We start from the raw sequence: 22,597 nt of genomic DNA, 5'->3' as shown, positions 1-22,597 counted from the left end.
TTGGCGCATCAGCAAACGACCGCCGCTGGCGGTGACGGCTGCGCGGGTGGTCTGACCGGGTGCCCAGAAACGTAAACGGGCCGCCGTCCCCCGGGATGGCGGCCCGTTCGGTAAAAGGCTGGGCTAAAGGCCTTCCGGCTTGCCCACCACGGTCACCGCCAGCGCATCCGGCTGCAGCACCCGCGCCGCGACCTCCGCCAGCTTCTCGCGCGAGAGAGCCGCGAGCCGGGCAGGGCGGTTTGCCAGCCAGTCCAGCGGGCGATTGTTCCGCCGCAGCGCCAGCAGGATGTTCGCCACCTGCCGCGTGGAGGTGAAGGAGAGTGGCTGGCTGCCCGTGAGATAGGCGATGGCCTCCTCGCGCTCGGAATCGGTCGGGCCAGCGGCGGCCATGCGGGCCCATTCGCCCCGGAGCACAGAGAGCGTCTCGGCCATGCGCGCATTCTCGGACGCAACCGAGCCGATGATGATGCTCCGGCCGGCCACGGGCTCGGGCCCGGCCCCGATGCCATAGGCCAGGCCGCGCTCGACCCGCACCGCGTTCATCAGGCGCGAGGAGAACCCACCACCGGCAAGCACGCGCATCACGACCCCGGCCGCTTCCCAGTCCGGGTCATCCACCGCGAGGCCGGGCTGGCCGAAGACCGCCGCGGATTGCGGGCTGTCCATCGTCAGCACCTGCACGCCACGCGCGGCGAAGGGCGGGACCGTCGGCAAGCCGGAGGGCGCCTCTGTAGGCCAATCGCCGAAAATGGCGGCCAGCACGTCGCGCAGTTGGTCGGCCGTGATCGCGCCCGAAGCGGCGACGAGAAGGCCGCCGCGGCGGAACTGCCGGCCGGGCACGGATTTCAGCAGCTCGCCCGGCAGGGTGGCCAGGGTCTCCGCCGTGCCGCCGGGCGGGCGGCCGAAGGGGCCGGGCAGGGCGGCGGCCCAGAAGGCACGGCCGGCCTGCCCGCGCGGGTTCTCCAGCGCCTGGCGTGCACCGGCGATGGCACGGGCGCGCACCCGCTCGACGTCCTGAGCCTCCATCCGCGGGGCGGAGAGGGCGAGGCGGGCGAGGCGCGTGGCTTCCGGAAGAGCGTCGCTGAGACAGCGGAAATTGCCGGAGAACTCGTCCCGGTCGGCGGAGAAGTTGAAGGAGATGGCGGCATCGCGCATCGCCTCCTGGAAGGCGTTGGCGGAGAGGTCGCCCGCGCCCTCGGTCAGCAGGGCAGCGGCCAGGGCGCCGGCGCCCTCCCGCCCCTCGGGATCCAGCGCGGAACCGCCGGGGATGGAGAAGGCAAAGGAGACGACGGGAACCGCATGGTCCTCCGCCAACCATGCGGTGACGCCGGCCGCTTCCACCACCTGCACGGGCAGGGTGAAGCCGCTGGGAATGGTCTCGCTCATGGCGCGCGCACGCCTTCGGGCAGCAGCCATCCCGTCGTGGAGGGATGGGTGAAGATGGCGCGGGCTGAGGCGGTCACCGCCTCGGGCGTCACGGCACGGATGCGGGCGGGCCAGTGCTCCACGGCGTCGAGCGGCAGGCCGATGGCCAGCGCGCCGCCCAGCAGGCGGGGGGCGGCGCCGAGCCCGTCCAGCGAGAGAAGGGCGCCGGCGGTGAGCTGGCGCTGGCTGCGCGCCACCTCCTCGGTGGTCACGCCGCCATCCAGCAGGCGGGCGATCTCCTCCTCGATGGTGGCTTCCACCTTGGAAGGGAGCGTGTCGCCGCGAGGGGTCGCAAAGACGGCGAAGGCGTCTGCGCCGAGCTCGTCGCTGTCGTAGCTGGCGCCGGCCGCGACCGCGAGGCCGCTCTGGACCAGCGCCTTGTGCAGGCGCGAGCCGGGACCACCGCCCAGCAGATGCGCCAGCACTTCCAGCGGATGGGCATGGCGGATCCCCGCGCCATCGCGCCCCCAGGTCAGGGTAGGGGCGATCCAGGAGCGGACCATCTGCGCTTCGCGCACGCCGGCATCGTTGCGGATGACGCGAGCCTCCAGCGGGGCCGCGGGCGGCTCGGCACGGCGGCGGACGATCGGCTCGCCGCCCTCGGCGCCACCATACTCGTCCTCCACCACCCGGCGCAGCGCGGCCTCGTCCACGGCCCCGGCGACGACCAGCACGGCATTGGCCGGATTGTACCAGCGGCGGTGGAAGGCGAGCATATCCTCGCGGCTGAGGCCGCGGATCTCATCCGGCCACCCGATGATCGGGCGGCCGCGCCAGTGCTGGCGGCCCCACATCGCGGCGTCATAGGTCTCGCGGAAGCGGGCGCGGGGGTTGCTGTCGGTGCGCTGGCGGCGCTCCTCCAGGATCACGGCGCGCTCGGGCTCCACCCCATCGGCGGGGTAGAGCGGCGCACGGAGGCGGTCGGCCTCCATCATCGCCACCAGCTTGAGGCGGGTGGCCTCCACGGTCTGGTGATAGGCGGTCACGTCGCGGGAGGTGAAGGCATTGTCCTGCCCGCCCTCGCGCGCGACGCGGCGGGAGAACTCGCCATCCGCCACATGGGCACTGCCCTTGAACATCATGTGCTCGAGGAAATGGGCGAGGCCGGACTTGCCCTCGGGATCATCCCCGGCGCCGACACCGTAGAACAGGTAATGCGCCACCACGGGCGCACCGCGGGTGGGCACATGGGCCACGCGAAGCCCGTTCGGCATCTGCCAGAGATTGGCGCCGAAGAGCGGACGGTCGGCAGGGATGGGGGCCGGGGTGGGAAGCGGAGCGGCGGGAGCCGGGGAGGCGCCCGGCGCGGGCTGGGCAGTTGCGGCGCGGGTGGCCAGGGCGGCGGGCGCCGCGGCGGCGGTGGCCAGGGCGGCGCGGCGGGTCAGGGATGGCATTCCTGGAATGTGGGGTGCGGCTTGGCCGGCGGGAGTGTCCGGGCGGGTTTCATTGCGTGACAACCCGCCGAACCGATCGTTCTGCAACGGGCGGCCTAGAACAGGCCGTCCAGCAGGCCGCGCTGGCGTCGCTGGATGATCGGCGTCTCGCCATCCTCGGGCGAGCGACCCAGGGCGGAATTCTCACGGAGGCGCTGAGACTCCCGCTGGGGGTCCACCACGGTGCCCGGGCGGGGCGGGTCCTGCCAGAACATCAGCCGCTCGACCACGTTCCGCTGCGGGCGGTCGAGGCGGAGGCTCTCCTCATCCACCTGGCGGCGGATATTGCCGGTGGCGGTGGCGCCCGAGGCCTGGCCGGCCTGGGCGAGCAGCGCCGATTCCGCGCCCGTCGGGCGGTCGCGCCGGCTCTCGCCGAGAAGGGTGGCGGGGGCGAGGGTGCTCTCGCCGCGCTCGCGCGCCGTCATCTCCTGCGGGCGCTGGGCACCCGGGCGGGGCGGCGGAAGGGCGCCGATGCTGGGCGGGATGGAGAGGGGCGCGCGGGTCACCACCTGGAACTCGTCCGGGGCTTCGCGCGTGAGGCCGAGCGTGCGGGCCGTGTCGCCGCCACAGGCAGCGAGGAGGAGCAGCGGGGCCAGGAGGAGGGGGCGAGGGTTCATGGCGGCCGCATCCTTAGCAGGGGTGCAGGGTTTGCGGAAACAGCGCGCTGCGGGCCAGGCGTATTTCATTTCGTGCCCGCCGGGCCGGAGGCGACGGGGCGGGCCGTCACGGCCTCGATCAGCAGCACGACGACGCCGAGCACGATGGCCGCATCCGCCACATTGAACACGTACCAGTGCCAACCCCAGGCATAGGCATCGACGAAGTCCACCACCGCGCCGAAGCGGGCACGGTCGATCACATTGCCCACCGCACCGCCGACGATGGCGCCCAGCGCCAGCGCCGTGCGCCGGTTCTCCGCCTTGGCCATCCAGCGCACGAGGAAGACGGCGATCGCCGCCGCCAGCCCGGCCAGCACCCAGGCATGCCAGGGCGCGCTGCCCGAGAGCAGGCCGAAGGTGACGCCGCGGTTCCAGACCATGGTCATGTCCAGCCCGAACCCTCCCCCGCCGAGCACGGGCACGTTCCGGCGTTCCTGCAGGTTCAGCACCTCCAGGACCCACCACTTGCTCGCCTGGTCGGCGATGAGGACGAGGAGGGCGAGGATCAGGCCGCGCCGAAGATTGAGGGCGGCCATCAGGCGACGGCCGCTTCGCAGCGAAGGCACAGGGTGGGGTGCGCAGCCGAGCGCCCGACCTCGGGCAGCACGCGCCAGCAGCGCTCGCATTTGTTGCCCGGGGCGGGGAGGAAGCGGGCGGCGGCGTGCTCGCCCTCCTCCACCTCGTCGCCCTCGGGCTTCGTGCCGAGCAGGCTCAGGTCCGAGGTGATGCAGAGCTCGGCCCAGGAAAGGTTGGACAGGTCGGCATAGGTCTCGCCCAGGAACAGTTCCGGCGCGGCCTGGAGAGAGCTGCCGATGGTGCCGGCGGCGCGCGCCTTCTCAAGCGCGGCGGTGACGAGGGAGCGCACGGCCCGCGCCCGGGCCCAGCGGGTGGCCAAGGCCTCATCCCGCCACTCCACGGGGATCTCGGGGAAGGTCTGCATGTGCACGCTGTCCGCGCCCTCGCCGAAGCGGGCGAGCCAGGCTTCCTCCGCCGTGAAGACGAGCACAGGGGCCAGCCAGGTGCAGAGGCAGCGATGCAGCACGTCCAGCACCGTGCGCGCGGCCCGGCGGCGCGGGTCATCGGCGCGGTCGCAGTAGAGGCTGTCCTTGCGGACGTCGAACAGGAAGGCGGAGAGATCCGAGGCGCAGAAATTGTGGATCTCCGGCATCACGCCGGACCAGTCGTAATCCTCGGCTGCGCGGCGGATGCGCGCGTCGATCTCGGCGACGCGGTGAAGGATGAAGCGCTCCAGCTCGGGCAGTTCGGCATAGTCCACCTTCTCCGCCTCGGTGAAGCCGTCCAGGCTGCCGAGCAGCCAGCGCAGCGTGTTGCGGATGCGGCGATACAGCTCCGCCTGCTGGCCGAGGATGGTCTTGCCGATGCGGAGGTCCTCCGCGAAATCGGAATTCATTACCCACAGCCGCAGGATGTCGGCCCCATAATCCTTCGTCACCTCCTGCGGGGCGGTGACGTTGCCGAGCGACTTCGACATCTTCCGGCCGGACTCATCCAGCACGAAGCCATGCGTCAGAATGGCCTTGAAGGGCGCGATGTCGCGCGTGCCCACCGATTCGAGCAGGGAAGAGTGGAACCAGCCGCGATGCTGGTCCGAGCCCTCCAGATAGAGGTCGGCGGGGAAGGGCAGGTTGTGGTCGGGCAGGACGAAAGCGTGGGTGCTCCCGCTCTCGAACCACACGTCCACGATGTCCATCACCTGCTCGTAGTCGTCAGGGTTCCGCTCGTTGCCGAGGAAGCGGGCAGCGGCGCCGGGCTGGTACCAGGCATCAGCCCCTTCCTTGCGAAAGGCGGCAAGGATGCGCTCCATGACCGTGGGATCGCGCAGCGGCTCGCCGCTCTTCTTCTCGACGAACACCGCGATCGGCACGCCCCAGGCGCGCTGGCGGGAGATACACCAGTCCGGACGGGCGGCGACCATGGAGCCGATGCGGTTGCGGCCCTGGTCCGGTACGAAATGCGTCTCGTCGATCGCGCGCAGCGCCTTGGCGCGGATCTGGTTCCCGTCATCCATGGCGATGAACCACTGCGGCGTCGCGCGGAAGATGACGGGCTTCTTGCTGCGCCAGGAATGCGGGTAGCTGTGGCGCAGGCTGCCCTTGGCGGCCAGCGTCCCCATCGTCTCCATCGCGGCCCAGACGGCATCCTGCGCCTTGAACACATGGATGCCCGTGAAGCCGGCGGCCTGCACGGTGTAGGTGCCGTCGTCGCCGACCATCTCGGGCACGGGCAGGCCGTTGGCGCGGCCGAGGGCGAAGTCGTCCTCGCCATGGCTGGGCGCGATGTGCACGAAGCCGGTGCCGGCCTCGGCGGTGACGAAATCGCCGGCCAGCATCGGCACGTCGTGGTCATAGGCGCCCTCGCCGGCGGCCCAGCCGCGCAGCGGGTGCGCAAGGATGGTGCCGGCGAACTCGCCCCCCTTGATGACGCGGCGCACGGAATGCGCGGTGAGGCCAGCCTCCTTCTCGAAGGCGGGCAGCAGCGACAGGGCGACGATCAGGTCGTCGCCGGTGGCGAGCAGCGAGCCCTCGGCGATGCCGTCCACATGCACCAGCGCATAGTCGATCTCCTCGCCATAGGCGACAGCGCGGTTGGCAGGAACGGTCCACGGCGTAGTGGTCCAGATGACCACGCGGGCGTTCTCCAGCCCGGGCACGGTCGTGCTGACGACAGGGAAGGCGGCGTGCAGCGTGGGGCTGGTGACGTCGTGATACTCGATCTCGGCATCCGCCAGCGCGGTCTTCTCGACCGGGCTCCACATCACCGGGCGCAAGCCGCGATAGAGCGAGCCGTTCATCAGGAACCGGCCGATCTCCTCGGCGATCACCGACTCGGAGGTGAAGTCCATCGTCGCGTAGCGGTTCTCCCAGTCGCCCAGCACGCCCAGGCGCTGGAACTCCTCCGACTGGATGCCCAGCCAGTGGCGGGCATATTCGCGGCACTCCGCGCGGAACTCGAGGACGGGGACGCTGTCCTTGTCCTGCTTCTTGGCGCGATAGCCCTCCTCGACCTTCCACTCGATCGGCAGGCCGTGGCAGTCCCAGCCCGGGACGTAATCGGCATCGCGGCCCGACATCTGGGCGGCGCGGTTGATCACGTCCTTCAGGATCTTGTTCAGCGCGTGGCCGATATGGAGCGGGCCGTTCGCATAGGGCGGGCCGTCATGCAGCACGAACTTCCGCAACCCGCGGGACCGCTCGCGCAACTGGCCGCGCAGGTCCTGCGCCTTCCAGCGGGCGAGGGTGGCGGGCTCGCGCTTCGGCAGGTCGCCGCGCATGGGGAAGGGGGTCTTGGGCAGGAAGACGGTGCCGCGATAATCGCGGCGCTGGGCCTTGGTGTCAGGGGCCTTGGCGTCTTCGGGGGCGGGGGCGTCGGTCATGGGTGGTCCGGGTCTCAGGGCCGCGCTCGGGGCGGGCGGCGAAGGGGCAGGCGCTGCGGTTTGTCCCCGGCCCCTAGAGGGGGACCGGGCCGGGAATTCGCGCCCGCATGGGGGCTGGCTGCGGCCGGAGAGGCATGGGCGCCATATGCGGAGGGGGCGGGGCAGGGGTCAAGCGAGCGGCGCGGAAGCCAGCCCTGCCCGAAAGGCGGGCGAATGCCCTGGCCGGAATGGAACGGAGCTGCCCCGGCGCGCCAGCGCTTCTGCAGCGGGGCCCCTGGCCCTTAGGCTGCCGGCATGGAGTTGTTCGAAACCATTATCGCCCTGCTGCTAGCCGCGGCCCTGCTCTCTACCCTCGCCGGGCGCATCGGCGTGCCCTATCCGGCGCTGCTGGCCCTGGCCGGCACTGCGGCGGCCTTCATTCCCGGCGTACCAGCCATCACGCCCGACCCCGAGCTGGTCCTCGTGCTGTTCGTGGCCCCGGTGCTGCTGGACGCAGCCTTCGATGCCTCCCCGCGCGACCTGCGCGACAACCTCGTCCCCGTGGCGACCCTCGCCCTGGTCGCGGTGGGGATCACGGTCGCTTCCGTGGCGCTGGTGGCGCGCTGGTGCTTGCCGGAGATGCCCTGGGCGGCCGCCATCGCGCTCGGGGCCATCGTGGCGCCGCCGGACGCTTCCGCCGCGACCGCCGTGCTCCGACGCCTCCGCCCGCCGCACCGCATCCTGGTGATCCTGGAGGGGGAGAGCCTGTTCAACGATGCCAGCGCGCTGTTGATCTACCGCATGGCCCTGGCCGCGGCGGCCACGGGCACCTTCTCCCTTTTCGATGCCGGCCCGATGCTGCTGCTGACGGCGGGCGGGGGCGCGCTGTTCGGCTGGGCGGTGGCGCGGCTGCACCTGGCCTGGGTGGATGGCATGTTCGACGACATTCCCATCAACACCCTCGTCCAGTTCCTCGGCACCTTCGGCGCCTGGCTGGTGGCGGAGGCGCTGCACCTCTCGGCCATTATCAGCGTCGTCGTCTTTGGGATGACCCTGGCCCGCCACGCGCCGCGTCGGATCGGGGGGCGGCGGCGCATCGCCTCCTATGCGGTCTGGGACGTGGCGGTCTTCGTGCTGAACGCCCTGGCCTTCCTGCTGATCGGGCTGCAGCTGCGCGGGATCGTTGGCCGGATCGACGGCGCCTGGGAGAAGGTGGCGCTGCTGGCGGCGGCCACCTGCGCGGCGGTGGTGCTGACGCGGCTCGTCTGGGTGATGGCCTTCAACACCCTCGCACGCTGGGGCGTCGCGCGGTTCGGGCCGCGGATGCGCGGCGGGCGGGTGCTGGCCGAGCCTACGGCGGGCGGGGGACTGGTCATCGGCTGGTCCGGCATGCGCGGGGTCGTCACCCTCGCCACCGCCCTCGCCCTGCCGGAGGACCTGCCCTTTCGCGACGCGATCGTCTTCGCCTCGGTCTGCGTGGTGCTCGTCACGCTGGGACTGCAGGGCACGACGCTCGGGCCGCTGCTGCGCCGGCTGGGTCTCTCCGATGACGGCGCGGTGGAGGCCGAGGTGGTGCGGGCCCGCACCGAGAGCGCCCGCGCGGCCATGCAATTGGTGGAGCAGGCGCCGCCCTCCCCGGGGCGGGACACGCTGCTGCGGGAACTCGGCGCCCGCGCCGCCCTTGGCGGGTCCGTGCCGCCAGAGAGCACGGCGCGGCTGCAGCGTCGGGCGGTGGATGCCTCCCGCGACGCGCTGGAGAACCTTCGCCGGGCCGGCACGATCGGCGACGATGCCTTCCACGCGGTGGAAGAGGAGCTGGACCTGATGGAGCTGGCAGCCGATCCGCGGCTGCGGCCGGGCTGAGGCCCGGCCCCGGCCCCGGCCATTAGGCGTCCGGCGCAGCCCCGCCGGCAGGCTCGGCCTCGGTCGGCTCGCGCAGATAGGGCTCGACCTTGCCCTGCAGCTTCATGGTCATCGGCTTGCCCTTGCGGTCGACGGCCTTGCCGACCGAGAGCCGCACCCAGCCCTCGCTGACGCAGTATTCCTCGACGTTGTTCTTCTCTACGCCCTTGAAGCGGATGCCCACCCCGCGCTCGAGCAGCTCGGCGTTGAAGAAGGGGCTGCCCGGGTCCGTGGAAAGGCGGTCGGGCAGGGCGGTGTCGTCGTTCATGGGGCTGGCCTTGATGGGCGTCGGGATATCGAGATCGGGGCGGAGGGTGTTACGGAAGGCGGGGCGCGGAGTCCAAGGGGTGCGCCAATCACTCCTCCGGCGCGGCCTGTGCGGAGCCGGGCTCCAGCGTCGCGCCCAGCCGGGCATAGACATCGGCCAGCCGCCGCTCATAGGCCGCGGCGCTGTAGGTTGCCGCCTGACGACGGCCGGCCCAGGAGAGGTGCTCGCGCAGCTCCTCGTCGGCATCCAGGGCGCGGATGCCCTCGACCATCGCGCGGATATCGTAGGGGTTCACCTTCACCGCTGCATCCCCCACCACCTCGGGCAGGGAGGAGGTATTGGAGGTGAGCACGGGGGTGCCAAGGCTCATCGCTTCCAGCGCCGGGAGGCCGAATCCCTCGTAGAGGGAGGGGAACAGCACGGATTTGGCGCCACGGATCACCGAGACGAGCAAGCGGAAGGGCGCGTAGTCCAGCAGGATGATCTTCTCGCGCAGCTTCCGCTGGGTGAGCTTGCTCTCACCCTGATTCGTCATCCAGCGCTGGTGGTCCTCGAACAGCAGCTGCAGTTCCTGGTCGCTCTTCCAGGCCTGCTTGCCGAGAATCACGAGCGGCGTGTCGATGCCCGATACGAGATGCGCCTCGATCAGGCGCCCGAGGTTCTTCTTCGGCTCGATCGCGCCGAAGAAGAGGTGATAGCCTTTCCATTCCAGCCCGAAGGCGCCGCGGATCTCGTCCCGTGCCTGGTCCTCGGGCTTGTTGGTCAGGAAGAGCGGCAGCTCCACGGACTGGTAGGTGTTGGTCACCTTCTCGGGCGGGGCACCGAGGAGGTTGATGATGTCGCGCCGCGACGCCTCGCTAACGGTGATGATGTGGTCGGACTGGGCGAGCAGCATGCGGCACAGGCGGAAGTAGCGGCGCTTGTGATCCAGCGTGGTGAAGGGCAGGCGCAGAGGCACCAGGTCGTGGAAGGTGTAGATGTTCTTCGCGCCCGGCATGCGCATGGGCAGTGGATAGGTCCAGTGCGCGATGGTGGGCGCCCCGCCCGGCAGGTTCACCGGCACGGAGCGCGGGAACATCTTGAAGCGGTTGTGGGAGCGGTTGAACACGTCCTCCACGTTCCACAGCCGGTCGAAATGCGGCATGCGGGAGGCGTAGTTGTCGGCCACCACCTGGCCGGTCACGGGGATCTCGGTGGCTGTCTCGCCCAGGCCCGCCATCAGCGTGCGCCGCAGCCGCCGCATCCGGCGGGTGAAGGTCATGCGCTCGATCCCGGGATCGTCGAAGAAGGCGATCTCCTTGATCAGGGCGCTCCATTTCGGGTTCACGTGGCGGCCGTACAGCACCTCCACCTCCGCCCCCGCAGTGCCCAGCCGGTAGGACAGGTTCCGCGCATAGGTGGAGACGCCGGTGCCGTGCTCCAGCGCGAGGTTGAAGCCGTCGATCAGGATTCTGGGGCGCATCTGTTCTGTTCTAAACGAGGTTCGCCGGAAGCCGAAGTCACGGAAGCCGAAGTCCCCGCCCCAAGGTCCCGGAAATGGGCGCGGGAGGGCGGGAGCTGGGCCCTGCGCTGGTCTGGCGAGGCCGGGCACGGCATGTTCGGCGGGCAGGATACGGGGGATGAGGGTGGCGGAGGAGAGGGCCGGAGAGGATGAGCGCGCGGGCGATCTGCTGGCCCGGGCCGATGCCGCGCGGGATGCGCGCCACTGGGCCGAGGCGGCCGAGGCTTATGGCGCCTATTTGGATCTGCGGCCGGGCGACCGCGGCATCCTCGTTCAGCGCGGGCACTGCCTGAAGGAGGATGGCGACCCCGCCGCCGCCCTGGCGCTGTACCGTCGCGCTGAGGCGATGGACCCCGGCGACGCGGACATCTACCTGCAGATCGGGCACGCGCTGAAGCTGCTCGGCCGGCGCGGCGCCGCGGCGGAGTCCTATGGCCGCGCCTTCCTGCTGAACCCTGCGGACCAGGGCGCATGGGCGGAGTGGCGCGATTCGCTTCCGCAGCTGCCGCCACCGCGGGCGGAAGCGGGCATCGCTCTCGACCTGTCGGACTTGGTGAGCTGGTACGGTCACCGCCGGGTGCCGAGCGGGATCCAGCGCGTCCAGTCGGAGATCGCGGCGGCCGCCATGGGCGAGGTGACGCTCTGCGCCATGCATCCGGAGGAGGGAAGCTGGCGCGTTCTGCCGCCACCCATCTTCCTTCGCCTGCACCGTCTTTCCGAAAGCGGCGCCGATCCGGAGGAGCCGGCCTGGCAGGACGCGCTCGGGCTGCTGAAGGACTGGCTCCGCCGCGGCCATGCCCTCCGGGTCGGTCCGGGCACGGTGCTGGTGACGCTGGGCAGCGCGTGGTGGCTTCCCCGCTACGCCACGGCCCTGCGGGCGCTGCGCTCGGCCGGCGGCCGGCACGTGCCGGTGCTGCATGATTGCGGCCCGCTGGTCCTGCCCGAATTCACCGGGCCCGGGTTGCGGGCGGAGTTCGGGCGCTGGTTCTCCAGCCTGCCCGTGCTGGCGGACGGGGTGATCGCCGTCTCACACGCCACCGCGGCGGAGTACCGGCGGCTGATGGCGCGGCACCTGCCAGACTGGCCGGCGCCGCCCGTCATGGTCGTGCCGCCCGACGGCCGGCCCGGCTCGGCCATGGAGGAAGCCGAGGAAGCACCGGCTGCCGTCGCCCCATCCCGCCGCCTGGGCGCACTCTCCACGTTGCTCCACTCGCACCCCGCCCCGCCCGCGCCTATGACGCCGGCGGGCCCGGCGCATCCGGACCTGCCGGACGAGCCCTATGTGCTGCTCGTTTCCAGCCTGGAGCCGCGAAAGAACCATCTCCTCGCCCTTGAGGCCTGGGGACGACTGATCGAGCGGCGCGGGGCAGCGGGCACGCCGCGGCTGGTCTTCGCCGGGCGGCGCGCCCCGGGGGACGGGCCGATCCTCGCCGCCTTGGCCGCGGACCCCCGGCTCGCCGCTCGGGTCACGCTGCTGCACGAGCTGGACGACCGCGCGCTCGCGCGGCTCTACCGTGGCTGCCTTTTCACCCTGTATCCCAGCCGGCACGAGGGCTGGGGGCTGCCGGTTTCGGAATCCCTGTTCCACCGCCGTGTCCCGGTCGTCGCCGAGATCCCGGCGCTGATGGAAAGCGGGCGGAACGGCGCGGTTTTCTTCACCCCTAATGTTGCCGAGGACCTGGCCACGGCGGCCGAGGGACTGATTGCCGATCCGGCGCGCCTGGTCGCCGCCGCCGCGCGCATTCCCCGGCATGGCGGGCTGCGGCCCTGGGCGGAGGTGGCCGAGGATCTCCTGGCCGCCGCCCGTCGGCTGGCCGCGGAGGAACGGGATCCGCCGCCGCCCCTCCCGCTCTGCCAGGCCATCCCTCTCGGCCATGGCGGATCGCCGGGGCCGCATTCGGGCCTGGCCCGGGCCGAACTGGTGCTGGAGGGTGGCAACTGGCACCCGTCCGAGGACTGGGGTGCCTGGACGAAGCCGGGCCGCGCCGTTCTGCGCCTGTCCGCGCCGTCGGCAGGACCAGCCCGGATCTCCCTCGCCCTGCGCGCGCCGCCGGGGGCAGGGGGGCTGCTGCGCGTGGCGCTCGGGCGTCGGGACGCGGCGGCGGTGACGGCGGAGATCCGCGCCGAGGCGGTGGGCGAGCTGGCGCTGGAGATTGCGGAAGGCGGGCCGGATCTGGAAATCACGCTGGATCGCCTGCCTGGTACCCCGTTGCCGCGGGAAGGGGAGGCGCCGATCCAGGTGGGGATTGGGGTGGTTTCAGTCGCGGTCATGCATGGCCGCTCACCGGGCGACCGGATGCTCTATCTCGAGAACCGCATCCTGGTGCCGATCCGCCCGGGCTGACCCGGCCCCACAAACGAAGCGGGCGGCGCCTTCCGGCACCGCCCGCCCATTCGCCGACCAGCCTCGGTTCCCTACTGGAAGACGCGGGCCGAAAGGGCGCTCTGGTAGATGAGCTGCAGGATATCGCGGCCTACCTGGAAGAGCTTCGGGTCCAGCCGCGGCAACGCGATCAGCTCGTCGCCCGGGCGCGGGCCCTCGCGCGGGTCCAGGATCAGCTCGCCGCTGGGGCGGCGGATCATGATGTTGGACAAATTGCCGCGCTGGGTGAAGCCGCCCGCCTGGTTCACGAAATCCTCGATCCGCAGGTTCGGGCGCCACAGGATCGCCTGGGGCGTCACCACCTCGCCCGCCACCAGCACCAGCTCGCTCCGCTCGGGGACGACGATCACGTCACCATCCATCAGGCGAGTGTCGCTACAACGGCCGGAGCTGTCGGAGACGACCAGCCGCCCCTCCGGCTGCACCCGGCGTCCGCGGGAGATGTACTGGGCGACGAGCTGGGCCTCACTGGCGCGGATCTCGGCCACGCCGGTCGTCAGCGAGGTGGCGTTGAAGAGCTGCCGCTCCAGCCGGTCCAGCGTCTCGTTGATCGTGCGCAGCTGCTGGGCGGCGACGGTCGGGCGCAGCACGAAGACCGACTTGGTGTCGGCCAGCACCGGATCGACCGCCACATGGTCAAGCAACTGGCAAAGGCCGATGTCGCGGTCCGCGATCAGGACGGAGGGGCCGATGCGGCTGCCCTCGATGCTCACCCGGATGGTCTGGGGCGGGGCATCGGTGATGAAGCTTGCCACGTCCTGGTCCAGCAGGGAGATGCGGCGGAGTTCCGTGACCGTGGTGTAGCGCGACCAGGGCTGGCCGTTGCGCGTGCCGCGCACCACCACGTTGGTGGCGGAGGGTAACGGGCCGGCAAGCTGGATCAGCTCCTCGCCCGACATGGCGCGCCCGGGTACCTCGAACAGGTAGTTGTTGCGGATGGCTCCATCGACGCTGACCAGCGCGCCCTGCTTGTTCACGACGATCGTGTCGCCTTCCTGGAACAGGAAGCGCGTGAGCCGACCGGTAAGCAGGAAGGGGTAGAGGTCCACGGTCTGCACCGTGCGGCCGCCGCGCTGGATCACGATGTCGCGGAAGGAGCCGCGGGCCGGGTCCACGCCGCCGGCGCGCATGAGGTAGTCGAGCACGCTCTCCATGCCGGTGCCGACATGGCGGCCAGGGGAACGGACGAAGCCGGTGACGAAGACGCCGATCCGGTTAACGTTCAGCAGCACGGCATAGACCTGCACCTGCTGCGTGTAGATGCGGCGCACCTCGGTCTCGACCACGCGCTGCAGGTCGCCCGAGCGGGTGCCGGCGACGCGGATCGGGCCGATCGAGGGCAGGAACAGGTTGCCGTCCGCGTCCACCTGGCCGACCGCCTCGGACTCTACCGCGCCCCAGACGCGGACTGAAACGCGGTCGCCGATGCCGATGACGTAGTTTGGATTGGGCGTGTCCGCCGCCGCCGGTGCGCCGCGCGCGAAGAGGCTTGCGCCGAAGACAGCGGTGGAGGGACCCGCCGCGCGCCGCGGCTCCCCCAGCGGGCCAGTGACCGTCGCGCCGCCCTCGGCCTCGGTGGTCGAGCCGGGACGGGACAGGCTGCTGAAATCCGGCAGGAGGGTTTCCGCCGACTGCGGGGCGGCCGCGGACTGGGCTATGCTTGGCCCGAGCCGTCCGGGAACAGGCTGCTGCAGCGGCCCGGACTGGGCCCAGGAAAAGTCGACCGGCAGTGCGGACAGGACCGCGGAGAGCAGGGCCAGCGCCAGGGCGGGCCCGTGCGACGCACGGCGTTCAGGATGCATGTTCACGAAATCCGGCGAGGATCAGGGAGGCGATGCCATACACCACGCAGAGCACGGCGAACACGCTGCCCACGATGAAGGCGGCGCGGGGATACTGGGCGCTCTCGGCGATCTGCGGCTGGGTGACGCGGGCGACGTAGAGCTGCTGGCGAGACACGTCTACCCGCGCGGATTCAAGGCTTCCGACCGCCGAGGCGAGCTGCCGGTCGGCGAATTCCCGCTCCAGCATCAGGCGCTCGTAGCCGGCGAGCTGCTGCGGGGCAGCCTGGCTGCCACCGGTCAGGCGCTGGCGCTCGATACCGATCTGGCGCTCGAGCGAGGCGATCCGGTTGCGGACAACGCCGATCTGGGGGTTGTCGGGCCGCATGAACCCGGCCTTCTCGCTCAGCTCGGCCCGCGCCTGGGTGAGGGCGGCTTCAAGGCCCGCCACATTGCCCATGCTGGAGGCCGCCTCGCGCGTCGGATCGAGGGCGCGCTCCTCCTGGCGGAAACCGGTCAGCGCCGCGCGGGCCGCGATCACGCGCCGCTCGGCGATCTCCACCTCGCGCTGCGCGTCGCCCATCGTGTTGGCGCGCTGACGCTCGCTGAGGCCGTTCACGAGCTTCTCGGAGATCTGGAGCATCCCCTCGACCACGGCCTTCGCGTCCTCGGGACGGAAGGCGCGGACATGGACGGTGACGCTGCTGGACTCAGAATCGTACTCGGCCTTCACCATGCGCCGGTAGTAGCGGGTGAGGGCCTCGGCGGTCGGCTGGTCGGTCATGAGCATGGCGGGGAGGTCAGCTTCCGGCCGCCGCCAGATGGAGACGAGGTCGACCGTCTGCCGCAGCTCTCGGACCGCATCCTGCGAGGAGAGATAGTCGCGCACCGCCATCGCCTCCTCCTGGACCGGCTTGAAGCCGGCACTGCCGAGCGCCGCGCCGAGCGAGCCGCTCATGATGTTGCCGCTCGCGGAAGGTGCGCGCACGAGGAAGCGGGCCTCGCTGGCATACTGCCCGGCCGCGATGCCGTAGAAGTAGCCGGCCGTGAGGGCGGTGGGCAGCGCGACGGCCAGCAGGAAGCCGCGCCACTTCTTCAGGGTCTTGATCAGCCTCGACGGGCGGCGCTGCGGCACGGAAACCCCGGCCGCCGGCGACGCCGGATCAAAGGCTTTGATAGACGGCGATACCTTCATCGATGTCCTCATACAGCTCGAGCAGGCCGTTCCGGAGCACGACGGCGGTGCGGCAATACTGCCTGATATGGTCCGCGAAATGCGAGACCATCAGCAGGGAGGCATTCCCGAGGCGTTCCTCCAGCATGGTCTGGCAGCGCTGGACGAAGCGCTGGTCGCCGGCGGAGATGATTTCGTCCACAAGGTAGCAGTCGAATTTCACGGCAAAGGACAGGCCCATCAGGAGCCGGCCCATCATGCCCGCGGAGTAGGTTCGCACGGGCTCGAAGAAGTACTGCCCGATTTCGGAGAAGGACTGCACGAAGTCGAGCGTCTCGCGCACGTCCTGACCGTAGATGCGCGCGATGAAGCGGGCGTTGTCAGCGCCCGACAGGCTGGCCTGGAGGCCGAAGCCGGAGCCGAGCGGCCAGGAGACGGACATCTCCCGCCGCACGCGCCCTTGGGTGGGGGATTCCACGCCCGACATGACGCGCATGAGGGTGGATTTGCCCGCGCCGTTGCGGCCGAGGATCCCCACCGCGTCGCCGCGCTCGATGGTGGCGTTGATGCCCTTGAGGATCTCCCTTCGCCCGCCGCGGACGGGATAGGATTTCCAGACATTCTCGAGGATCAGGGCCATCTAAAGGGCGCCACGCTGCTCAGAAGATCTCGAGCTTGCGCCGCGCCGTCCGCAGCGCCGCGAGCCCGAGCAGGGTCACGACGAGGATGCAGCGGACCACGTAACCAAGGTCGTAATAGGTCGGGAAGGCCTCGCCAAACATGCCGTGACGGATCGCCTCATGGATGCTGACAAGGGGGTTCCAGAGCAGGATCTCGCGCAGGTTCGGAGGCAGCCAGTGCAGGGCGTAGAAGGCACCCGAGAGCGGCATCATCAGGTAGGTGACGGGGTGGACGAGCCGGTCGAACCCCTCCCACCGCGAGACGGCCGCGGCAAGCATCATCGACAAGCCGTGCGAGAGGAAGAACATCAGCACGAGCGAGAAGAAGATTAGCGCCACGTTATCCGGCAGGATTTCCGCCCACCAGGCGGATACGGTCAGGATGATCACGATCACGCCGAGGACCGAGGCGGCCTCCAGCAGGTTGCGGGCAATCATGACGTCGGCCGGCGTGACCTGCCGGTGGAATAGAAGGGTGAGGTTCGAGTGCAGCGCGCTGCCCGCCCGGTTCACGATCGAGCGGAACATGAAGAACGGCACATAGCCGACGATGCTGAACAGGAAGGGGTCCACCCCGCCTGGCAAATGCCGGCCGTGCAGCGAGTGCATCAGCCCGACCATGCTGCCCAGGAACAACGGCTCGAAGAACAGCCAGAGGAAGCCGAGATTGTGGCGGCCGAAGCGCGTCTGGATCTCGCGCATGATCAGGGCGCCGATGACGCGGCCCTGGGTGGCGATGCCCTCAATGATCCAGTGGCCCCGTGCCCGCCGCTCGGGCGGAATCGGCACCATGCCGGCGGCGCTCACGGGCGGTAGACCGCACCGCCGCGCAACAGGGACCGGGCTGCGACCCATCCCTGGGCAGGGTCGTTGCAGTAGGTTGCCCCGGGCGATCCACCGGCGACGCCGGACGGCCCGAACTGCAGTTCACGGCACTCGCGGCCGGAGGCGGCGTTGTAGACGCGGACCAGGCGTGCAGAGACAAGGCGCCCCTCGGTCGAGGGCACCGTTTCCACTTGCCCGGCCTGGGCGCGGGCGGCGAAGGCGGCCAGCAGGTCGGCCGCACGGGCCGGCAGCACGACATTCGTGGCAGGCGGAGGGGAGGTGGGGCTGGGGCCGAGGCCGACGGGATTCCACCAACTCGTCTCGGTCACGCCCGTGCTGCAGCCAGCGAGCAGCGGCAGGCCGAGGAGGAGGGCACAGCGCAGGCCGGCCCTTACGCGGGCCGAAGCCGGAAGGGCCGGCCCCGCGGGCGGGACGCCGGCCGGGCCGGAGGGCATGGCTTGCTTCATGACGGCAGTTTATCCTACCGCGACGCAGCAGGCAAAAACTCATGATGGCCCTGGCCCCTGCCATCCGGCGGCCCGATCCCGCCCCTTCCGGTGCCGAGCCCCTGGTGCTCGATGCTCTGGCCCGCTGGCCGCACCTCCCTGCCTTCTGGCCGGGGCACGAAGGCCCGCTGCCGCCATTCGGCCTGGCTCCCTTTGCCCCGCCCTGCTTTGCCGGCCGTGACGCCCCGCCCCTGATCGTCACCGAAGATGAGGTGCCGCTGGCGCCCGGGGAGGCGGAGGTGCTGGCCGGAATCATCGCCCGCGCGCGGTTGGGCGGCCCGCCGGACCTGCCGGACCCTGGGGCGGCGGCGCTCGGGCTGGCGCGGGACATGGCCGTGGTGCTCGATCCCTGCGATCCGGCGCGGCGGGTGACGGCCGAGGCCGCGCTGGCCACCGCGCGCCGTTCCGGCCGCCCGGTGCTGCTGGCACGCGACCCCTTCGCCCACCGTTCCGCCACGCCCGTGCTGCCCGCCGCCCCCGGCCTGCGCCGGGTTCCGCAGCCGCTCTCGCCCTGGACGCTGCTGGATGCCGCCACGTCGCTGCATGGCGCGACCCCCTTCATGGCCGCGCTGGCCGAGGCCGCCGGGGTGCCGCACGACTTGGCCGGTGCGCATCTCGTGCCGCTGCTCGCCCGGATCCGCGCGGCCGATCCGTTCCGGCGGCGCCCCTGGAGCCGGGCTGAAGGCTTTGCGCTCCTGGCGGACTGGATGACAGCGGAGCGGTCCAACCGGCGCATCTCAGTCTGCATCGGCATCGCCCGCTGGAAGCGGCGGCAGGTCTCCGCGGTGCTGGCGCATGGTGGCGGTGCCCCGGCCTTCACCCATGACATCGCCCGCGCGATCGAGCGGGCGCGGGCCGAGGGCGGGGCGGTGGTCGCCTGGGCCGCCGCCTGCCCGGACGGGCTGGCCGCCGTGATTAGGCGGCAGGGGGTGGAGCTGCGACTGCTCGAGGACGGCTTCGTGCGGTCCCGCGGACTCGGCGCGCGCTTCCTGCCGGGCGCCTCCTACAGCCTGGACTCCCGTGGTGCCTATTATGACCCGCGCCAGCCCTCCGACCTGGAAGCCATGCTGGCGAAGGGCGGGTACGACGCGGCACTGCTGGCGCGGTCCGCGGCGCTTCGGGGAGAGATCGTTCGGCGCGGGGTATCCAAGTACAACCTGACCAGCCAGGCGGCGCTGCCCGACATCCCCGCCGGCCGGCGTGTGGTGCTGGTGCCCGGCCAGGTCGAGGACGATGCCTCGGTGCGGCTGGGCGGGGGAGCGATCCGGTCCAATCTCGCCCTGCTGAAGGCGGTGCGGGCGGCGGAGCCGGAGGCTTTCATCCTGTACAAGCCGCACCCTGATCTGGAAGCCGGGTTCCGGCGCGGGCGCCTTCGGCCGGCGGATCTCGCCGGGCTGGCGGATGCGGTGGTGGGCGGCGTTCCGCTGCCGGCGCTGCTGCCGAAGGTGGACGCGCTCCACACCCTGACCTCCCTTTCCGGCTTCGAGGCGCTGCTGCGCGGCCTGGCCGTGACCTGCTGGGGTCAGCCCTTCTATGCCGGATGGGGACTGACCGAGGACCGCGCGCCCTTGCCGGAAGGACGGCGCGGCATGGCGAGGACGCTGGATGAGCTCGTGGCGGCGGCCCTCATTCTCTATCCGCGCTACGTCGATCCGGTGACGCTGCTGCCCTGTCCGCCTGAGGTGATGCTGGACCGGCTGGAGGATCCTGCCGTCTGGCGCATCTCGCCGCTCACGATCCATCGCGGGGTGGAGGGCTTCGTGCGCGGCGCGCTGGCGCGGATCGGGGGGCGGCGGTGAGCGCGTTTCCCGGCGGGGTGATCGTCTCCGGCGCCTCGCGCGGGCTGGGGGCGGCGCTGGCGCGGCGCTTCGCCGCACCGGGGGTGACGCTGGGCCTTGTCGCGCGGAGCGAGGCGGGGCTGCAGAAGACGGCGGAGGCCTGCGCGGCCCGTGGCGCGACGGTCCGGATTGCGGCGCTGGATGTGCGGGACGCCGCGGCGATGGCCGAGACGGTGCTGGGCTGGGATGCCGAGGTGCCGACTTCCCTTGTCATCGCCAATGCCGGCATCGCGGCCGGGCGCCGCCCGGATGGCAGCCGGGAGACGGTGGCGGATGTGACGGCCCAGGTCTCGGTGAACCTGCTGGGGGCGGTGAACCTCGTCGGGCCGCTGCTGCCGGCCTTCCGCGCGCGGCGGGCGGGGCGGATCGGGCTGGTGGCCTCGGTCGCGGCCTTCCGCGGGCTGCCGGACAGCCCGGGCTACTGCGCCTCCAAATCCGGCCTCTGGGCCTGGGGGCAGGCGATCCGGGCGGATCTGACCGGGACCGGGGCAGGGGTGACGCTTATCGCGCCGGGCTTCTTCGAGAGCGACATGGGCAGGGCCTGGCAGGGCTCGCGACCCTTCTCGCTCTCCACCGACCAGGCGGCCGATCGGGTCGAGCGGGCGCTGCGGGCCAGGCGGCCGAGCTGTGTTTTCCCGCTGCCTCTCGTGGCCGGGCTGCGGGCGCTGTCCCTTCTGCCGGCGCCGCTGGCGGACCGTGCGGTGAAGTTGTTGCGATTTCGGATCGGTGGATAGCCGCCGTTAGATCATCGGGGCGGGCGCTTCCACCACCGGCTGGTTGATCAGCCCGTGATGCAGCCGGTGCGCCGCGGCCTCCACCGCCGCATCCAGCCCGGGGCGGGCGTAGTAGACGCCGCGGATATGCAGGCAGTAGGCGATGCCGCGCAGGAAGGCCTCGCGCAGCTCCGGGTTGGGCGGCTGGCCCTCGGTCCAGAACCGGTCCAGCGGGCCGCAATGCACCAGGCCGGGGATCTTATAGATCGCCTCGCCCAGGGTGTGGGTCGGCAGCCGGTCCACGATGGCGCGCAGCCCGACCGTGCTGTTGATGGTGATCACCCCCTGCACGCTCTCGGTAATGGCGCCGAGATTGCCGCCGCCGAGATAGTGAACCCGCTCCGCCACGCCCGCCCGCTGCGCGATGCCGGTGACGCGGCGGCGCCAGTTCTTGATGGCGGGGTCCAGCGGATGGACCTTGAAGAGCAGCTGCGCCTCCGCCGACGCATGGGCCGCGAAGGATCGCGTCACCTCCTCGATCGCTGAATCGAGGTCGGGGTAGTGGGAATAGGCACGGACGGAGAAGTCGGTCTCCATCTGCATGGCCATGAGGAAGAGCGGGCCGCGCCCCTGCAGCCGCCCGATGATCGCATCCGCCCGCCGGTTCGCCCGGCGCCGCGTGACGATGCGCGAGAGCGTGCCGAAATAGACCTGGAAGGGGTGGTAGAGCTGGTGGCTCCGGTAGTGCCGGAAGAAGCCGGGAATCAGCGACACGAAGTGGTACGCCACGTCCATGGCGGCCTGGTTGAAAAAGCTGTCCCGGTGGCGGGAGGCGAGGTCGGGTGGCGGAAGGGTCTCGGCCAGGGCCAGGATCTCCGAGGGCGCCCGCGGGAAGCGGCTGTCGCGACCGAGGCCGTCGAACTCGAAGGTGATCCAGTCCGGGCGGAGATAGCCGAAATCGGTGGCGATGACGTCGATGCCGCGCGCCCTGGCGGCCGCGATCGCCTCGCGGTGGTAGTAGCGCTGCTCGCCGAGCACCAGGATGTCCGTGATTCCATGGGCGTCGAGAAAGGCCGCGATGAAGCCGGGCCACTCGGTGTCCCGGCCGGTGAAGTCCACCGCGCCCGGGCCGCGCCAGAACAGCTTGTCGCCCAGGCAGAGATTGATGCGGTAGACGGCATGGCCCAGCGAGCGCAGCCGGGCGCCGAGTTCCGAGAAGAAGGGACTGATGGGGCCCTGAAGGAACAGGAAGCGCCGCGTCGAGGCGTTATCGGGTTCCGGGGGCACCCTTGCTCCATATGCGTCGCGCGTGGCCTCGGCAATCCTGCTTGGAAGGGGTCAGGCGCGCGGCCGGCTCAGGGCCGAGCCCGCAGCGCCACGATCAGGTCCCCCAGGCCCACCAGCCGGACCCCGCGGCGGCGCCCGTCGCGGAGCGCGGCCCGGGTGGGGAAGGGGCAGTAGGGCAGCGGCTCGGGAGGCGGTTCCTCCGGCTCCCCGGCGGACAGTTGGGTAAGCGCCTCCCCGGCCAGCGGCACGGCGGCGAGGTGGAGAAGGCGGGCAGCGGCGGAGGCCGTGATGCCGCGCGGCAGATGCAAGGCCCGTTGCGCCAGGACCGCCCCGGCATCGATCCGGGGCACCAGGCGATGCACCGTGACGCCGTAGGCCGGACTGTCCTCCATCCCGGCCCAGAAGGTGGGGATTGGGCCACGGTGCCGGGGCAAAAGGGAGGGGTGGATGTTGATCCCGCCCTGCGGTGCGAGGGCGAGGGTCTCGGCCGAGAGGATCTGATCGAAGTGGAAGGTGACGATGAGCTCTGCCCGGGATTCGAGCAGGGCGGCGCGGAACGCCGGGCCGTTCACGTCCTCCACCGCGATGACCGGCAGTTGAAGCCGGCGCAGGAGCCCCGGCCGGGGATAGAGAGTGGCGGCGAGGCGCGGCAGCGACATGTTCACGGCGAGATAGCCCAGCATGCGCGGGCCCGAACGGCGCAGATGCCGCCAGGCCTGGCCGAGGACGCCACCCAACTGCCGGCGATAGGGGTTGGAGAGGCCGAGCAGGACAAGGCTGCTACGGTGGGCCTCCGCGAAGGCCGCCACCGCCTCGACGCTGGCGGCGCTGGAAAGGGTGAGGAGGGCG

General features: G+C 71.3%; 18 protein-coding genes. 4 read left to right on the top strand and 14 right to left on the bottom strand.

What is annotated here, in order from left to right:
• Window positions 1-123: 123 nt before the first annotated feature.
• From ACVBD7_RS14460 to ileS, 5 genes are all read right to left on the bottom strand, one after another.
• A complete protein-coding gene (locus ACVBD7_RS14460) occupies window positions 124-1,386 on the bottom strand; it encodes a M16 family metallopeptidase (protein ID WP_458093931.1) in 1,263 nt (420 codons plus the stop codon).
• A complete protein-coding gene (locus ACVBD7_RS14455; protein ID WP_458093930.1) occupies window positions 1,383-2,819 on the bottom strand; it encodes a M16 family metallopeptidase in 1,437 nt (478 codons plus the stop codon). The genes ACVBD7_RS14460 and ACVBD7_RS14455 overlap by 4 nt, the downstream gene beginning before the upstream one ends.
• Window positions 2,820-2,914: 95 nt before the next feature.
• Complete coding sequence (locus tag ACVBD7_RS14450; RefSeq protein WP_458093929.1) at window positions 2,915-3,475, bottom strand: DUF3035 domain-containing protein; 561 nt, start codon at window positions 3,473-3,475, stop codon at window positions 2,915-2,917.
• A gap of 65 nt (window positions 3,476-3,540) precedes the next feature.
• The gene (gene lspA / locus ACVBD7_RS14445; RefSeq protein ID WP_458093928.1) at window positions 3,541-4,053 is read right to left on the bottom strand and encodes a signal peptidase II; all 513 of its coding nucleotides are present in this window, start codon (window positions 4,051-4,053) and stop codon (window positions 3,541-3,543) included.
• The gene (ileS, locus tag ACVBD7_RS14440; protein WP_458093927.1) at window positions 4,053-6,911 is read right to left on the bottom strand and encodes an isoleucine--tRNA ligase; all 2,859 of its coding nucleotides are present in this window, start codon (window positions 6,909-6,911) and stop codon (window positions 4,053-4,055) included. Before ileS ends, lspA begins: the two co-directional genes overlap by 1 nt.
• 294 nt (window positions 6,912-7,205) lie before the next feature.
• Here ileS and ACVBD7_RS14435 point away from each other — a divergent pair, with 294 nt between their 5' ends.
• Window positions 7,206-8,753, top strand: a complete 1,548-nt coding sequence (locus tag ACVBD7_RS14435; protein ID WP_458093926.1) for a cation:proton antiporter — start codon at window positions 7,206-7,208, stop codon at window positions 8,751-8,753.
• Between the two features lie 22 nt (window positions 8,754-8,775).
• Here the strand turns inward: ACVBD7_RS14435 and ACVBD7_RS14430 are convergent, their stop codons facing one another.
• A complete protein-coding gene (locus ACVBD7_RS14430) occupies window positions 8,776-9,060 on the bottom strand; it encodes a DUF3297 family protein (protein ID WP_458093925.1) in 285 nt (94 codons plus the stop codon).
• Window positions 9,061-9,148: 88 nt separating this feature from the next.
• Window positions 9,149-10,522, bottom strand: a complete 1,374-nt coding sequence (locus ACVBD7_RS14425) for a glycosyltransferase family 4 protein (protein ID WP_458093924.1) — start codon at window positions 10,520-10,522, stop codon at window positions 9,149-9,151.
• Window positions 10,523-10,679: 157 nt separating this feature from the next.
• Here ACVBD7_RS14425 and ACVBD7_RS14420 point away from each other — a divergent pair, with 157 nt between their 5' ends.
• Window positions 10,680-12,905 (top strand): glycosyltransferase, encoded by a 2,226-nt coding sequence (locus ACVBD7_RS14420; protein WP_458093923.1) that lies wholly within the window; start codon window positions 10,680-10,682, stop codon window positions 12,903-12,905.
• A 71-nt stretch (window positions 12,906-12,976) separates the two neighbouring features.
• Here ACVBD7_RS14420 and ACVBD7_RS14415 read toward each other — a convergent pair whose 3' ends face one another.
• From ACVBD7_RS14415 to ACVBD7_RS14395, 5 genes are read right to left on the bottom strand one after another with little or no spacing between them, the layout of a single operon-like run.
• Window positions 12,977-14,746: a polysaccharide biosynthesis/export family protein gene (locus ACVBD7_RS14415; protein WP_458093922.1), complete on the bottom strand. Its 1,770-nt coding sequence runs from the start codon at window positions 14,744-14,746 to the stop codon at window positions 12,977-12,979.
• Complete coding sequence (locus ACVBD7_RS14410) at window positions 14,736-15,920, bottom strand: capsule biosynthesis protein (RefSeq protein WP_458093921.1); 1,185 nt, start codon at window positions 15,918-15,920, stop codon at window positions 14,736-14,738. The genes ACVBD7_RS14415 and ACVBD7_RS14410 overlap by 11 nt, the downstream gene beginning before the upstream one ends.
• Entirely contained in the window at window positions 15,889-16,539 is a 651-nt protein-coding gene (locus tag ACVBD7_RS14405; RefSeq protein ID WP_458093920.1) for an ABC transporter ATP-binding protein, read from the bottom strand. The genes ACVBD7_RS14410 and ACVBD7_RS14405 overlap by 32 nt, the downstream gene beginning before the upstream one ends.
• Before the next feature lie 19 nt (window positions 16,540-16,558).
• Entirely contained in the window at window positions 16,559-17,386 is an 828-nt protein-coding gene (locus ACVBD7_RS14400) for an ABC transporter permease (RefSeq protein ID WP_458093919.1), read from the bottom strand.
• Complete coding sequence (locus tag ACVBD7_RS14395) at window positions 17,383-17,871, bottom strand: hypothetical protein (protein ID WP_458093918.1); 489 nt, start codon at window positions 17,869-17,871, stop codon at window positions 17,383-17,385. The genes ACVBD7_RS14400 and ACVBD7_RS14395 overlap by 4 nt, the downstream gene beginning before the upstream one ends.
• Before the next feature lie 41 nt (window positions 17,872-17,912).
• Here ACVBD7_RS14395 and ACVBD7_RS14390 point away from each other — a divergent pair, with 41 nt between their 5' ends.
• Both ACVBD7_RS14390 and ACVBD7_RS14385 read left to right on the top strand, forming a co-directional pair.
• A complete protein-coding gene (locus ACVBD7_RS14390; protein WP_458093917.1) occupies window positions 17,913-19,709 on the top strand; it encodes a capsular polysaccharide export protein, LipB/KpsS family in 1,797 nt (598 codons plus the stop codon).
• Window positions 19,706-20,482 carry an SDR family NAD(P)-dependent oxidoreductase gene (locus ACVBD7_RS14385; RefSeq protein ID WP_458093916.1) on the top strand — a complete coding sequence of 259 codons (777 nt, stop codon included), beginning with the start codon at window positions 19,706-19,708 and terminating at the stop codon, window positions 20,480-20,482. The genes ACVBD7_RS14390 and ACVBD7_RS14385 overlap by 4 nt, the downstream gene beginning before the upstream one ends.
• 6 nt (window positions 20,483-20,488) lie before the next feature.
• On the opposite strand, the gene ACVBD7_RS14380 is transcribed toward ACVBD7_RS14385, so the two are convergent.
• A complete protein-coding gene (locus tag ACVBD7_RS14380) occupies window positions 20,489-21,748 on the bottom strand; it encodes a capsule biosynthesis protein (protein ID WP_458093915.1) in 1,260 nt (419 codons plus the stop codon).
• Window positions 21,749-21,816: 68 nt separating this feature from the next.
• A complete protein-coding gene (locus tag ACVBD7_RS14375) occupies window positions 21,817-22,557 on the bottom strand; it encodes a formyltransferase family protein (protein ID WP_458093914.1) in 741 nt (246 codons plus the stop codon).
• Between the last annotated feature and the right edge of the window lie 40 nt (window positions 22,558-22,597).

The organism is Roseomonas sp. WA12, assembly GCF_054165765.1.
The sequence above is the reverse complement of the archived record's forward strand: the minus strand, read 5'-3'. Positions and strand labels throughout refer to the sequence as shown.

Coding starts and splice junctions, on each gene's coding strand:
- ACVBD7_RS14460 (WP_458093931.1), bottom strand. CDS start 1,386: ATGAGCGAGACCATTCCCAGCGGCTTCACCCTGCCCGTGCAGGTGGTG.
- ACVBD7_RS14455 (WP_458093930.1), bottom strand. CDS start 2,819: ATGCCATCCCTGACCCGCCGCGCCGCCCTGGCCACCGCCGCCGCGGCG.
- ACVBD7_RS14450 (WP_458093929.1), bottom strand. CDS start 3,475: ATGAACCCTCGCCCCCTCCTCCTGGCCCCGCTGCTCCTCCTCGCTGCC.
- lspA (WP_458093928.1), bottom strand. CDS start 4,053: ATGGCCGCCCTCAATCTTCGGCGCGGCCTGATCCTCGCCCTCCTCGTC.
- ileS (WP_458093927.1), bottom strand. CDS start 6,911: ATGACCGACGCCCCCGCCCCCGAAGACGCCAAGGCCCCTGACACCAAG.
- ACVBD7_RS14435 (WP_458093926.1), top strand. CDS start 7,206: ATGGAGTTGTTCGAAACCATTATCGCCCTGCTGCTAGCCGCGGCCCTG.
- ACVBD7_RS14430 (WP_458093925.1), bottom strand. CDS start 9,060: ATGAACGACGACACCGCCCTGCCCGACCGCCTTTCCACGGACCCGGGC.
- ACVBD7_RS14425 (WP_458093924.1), bottom strand. CDS start 10,522: ATGCGCCCCAGAATCCTGATCGACGGCTTCAACCTCGCGCTGGAGCAC.
- ACVBD7_RS14420 (WP_458093923.1), top strand. CDS start 10,680: ATGAGGGTGGCGGAGGAGAGGGCCGGAGAGGATGAGCGCGCGGGCGAT.
- ACVBD7_RS14415 (WP_458093922.1), bottom strand. CDS start 14,746: ATGCATCCTGAACGCCGTGCGTCGCACGGGCCCGCCCTGGCGCTGGCC.
- ACVBD7_RS14410 (WP_458093921.1), bottom strand. CDS start 15,920: ATGAAGGTATCGCCGTCTATCAAAGCCTTTGATCCGGCGTCGCCGGCG.
- ACVBD7_RS14405 (WP_458093920.1), bottom strand. CDS start 16,539: ATGGCCCTGATCCTCGAGAATGTCTGGAAATCCTATCCCGTCCGCGGC.
- ACVBD7_RS14395 (WP_458093918.1), bottom strand. CDS start 17,871: ATGAAGCAAGCCATGCCCTCCGGCCCGGCCGGCGTCCCGCCCGCGGGG.
- ACVBD7_RS14390 (WP_458093917.1), top strand. CDS start 17,913: ATGATGGCCCTGGCCCCTGCCATCCGGCGGCCCGATCCCGCCCCTTCC.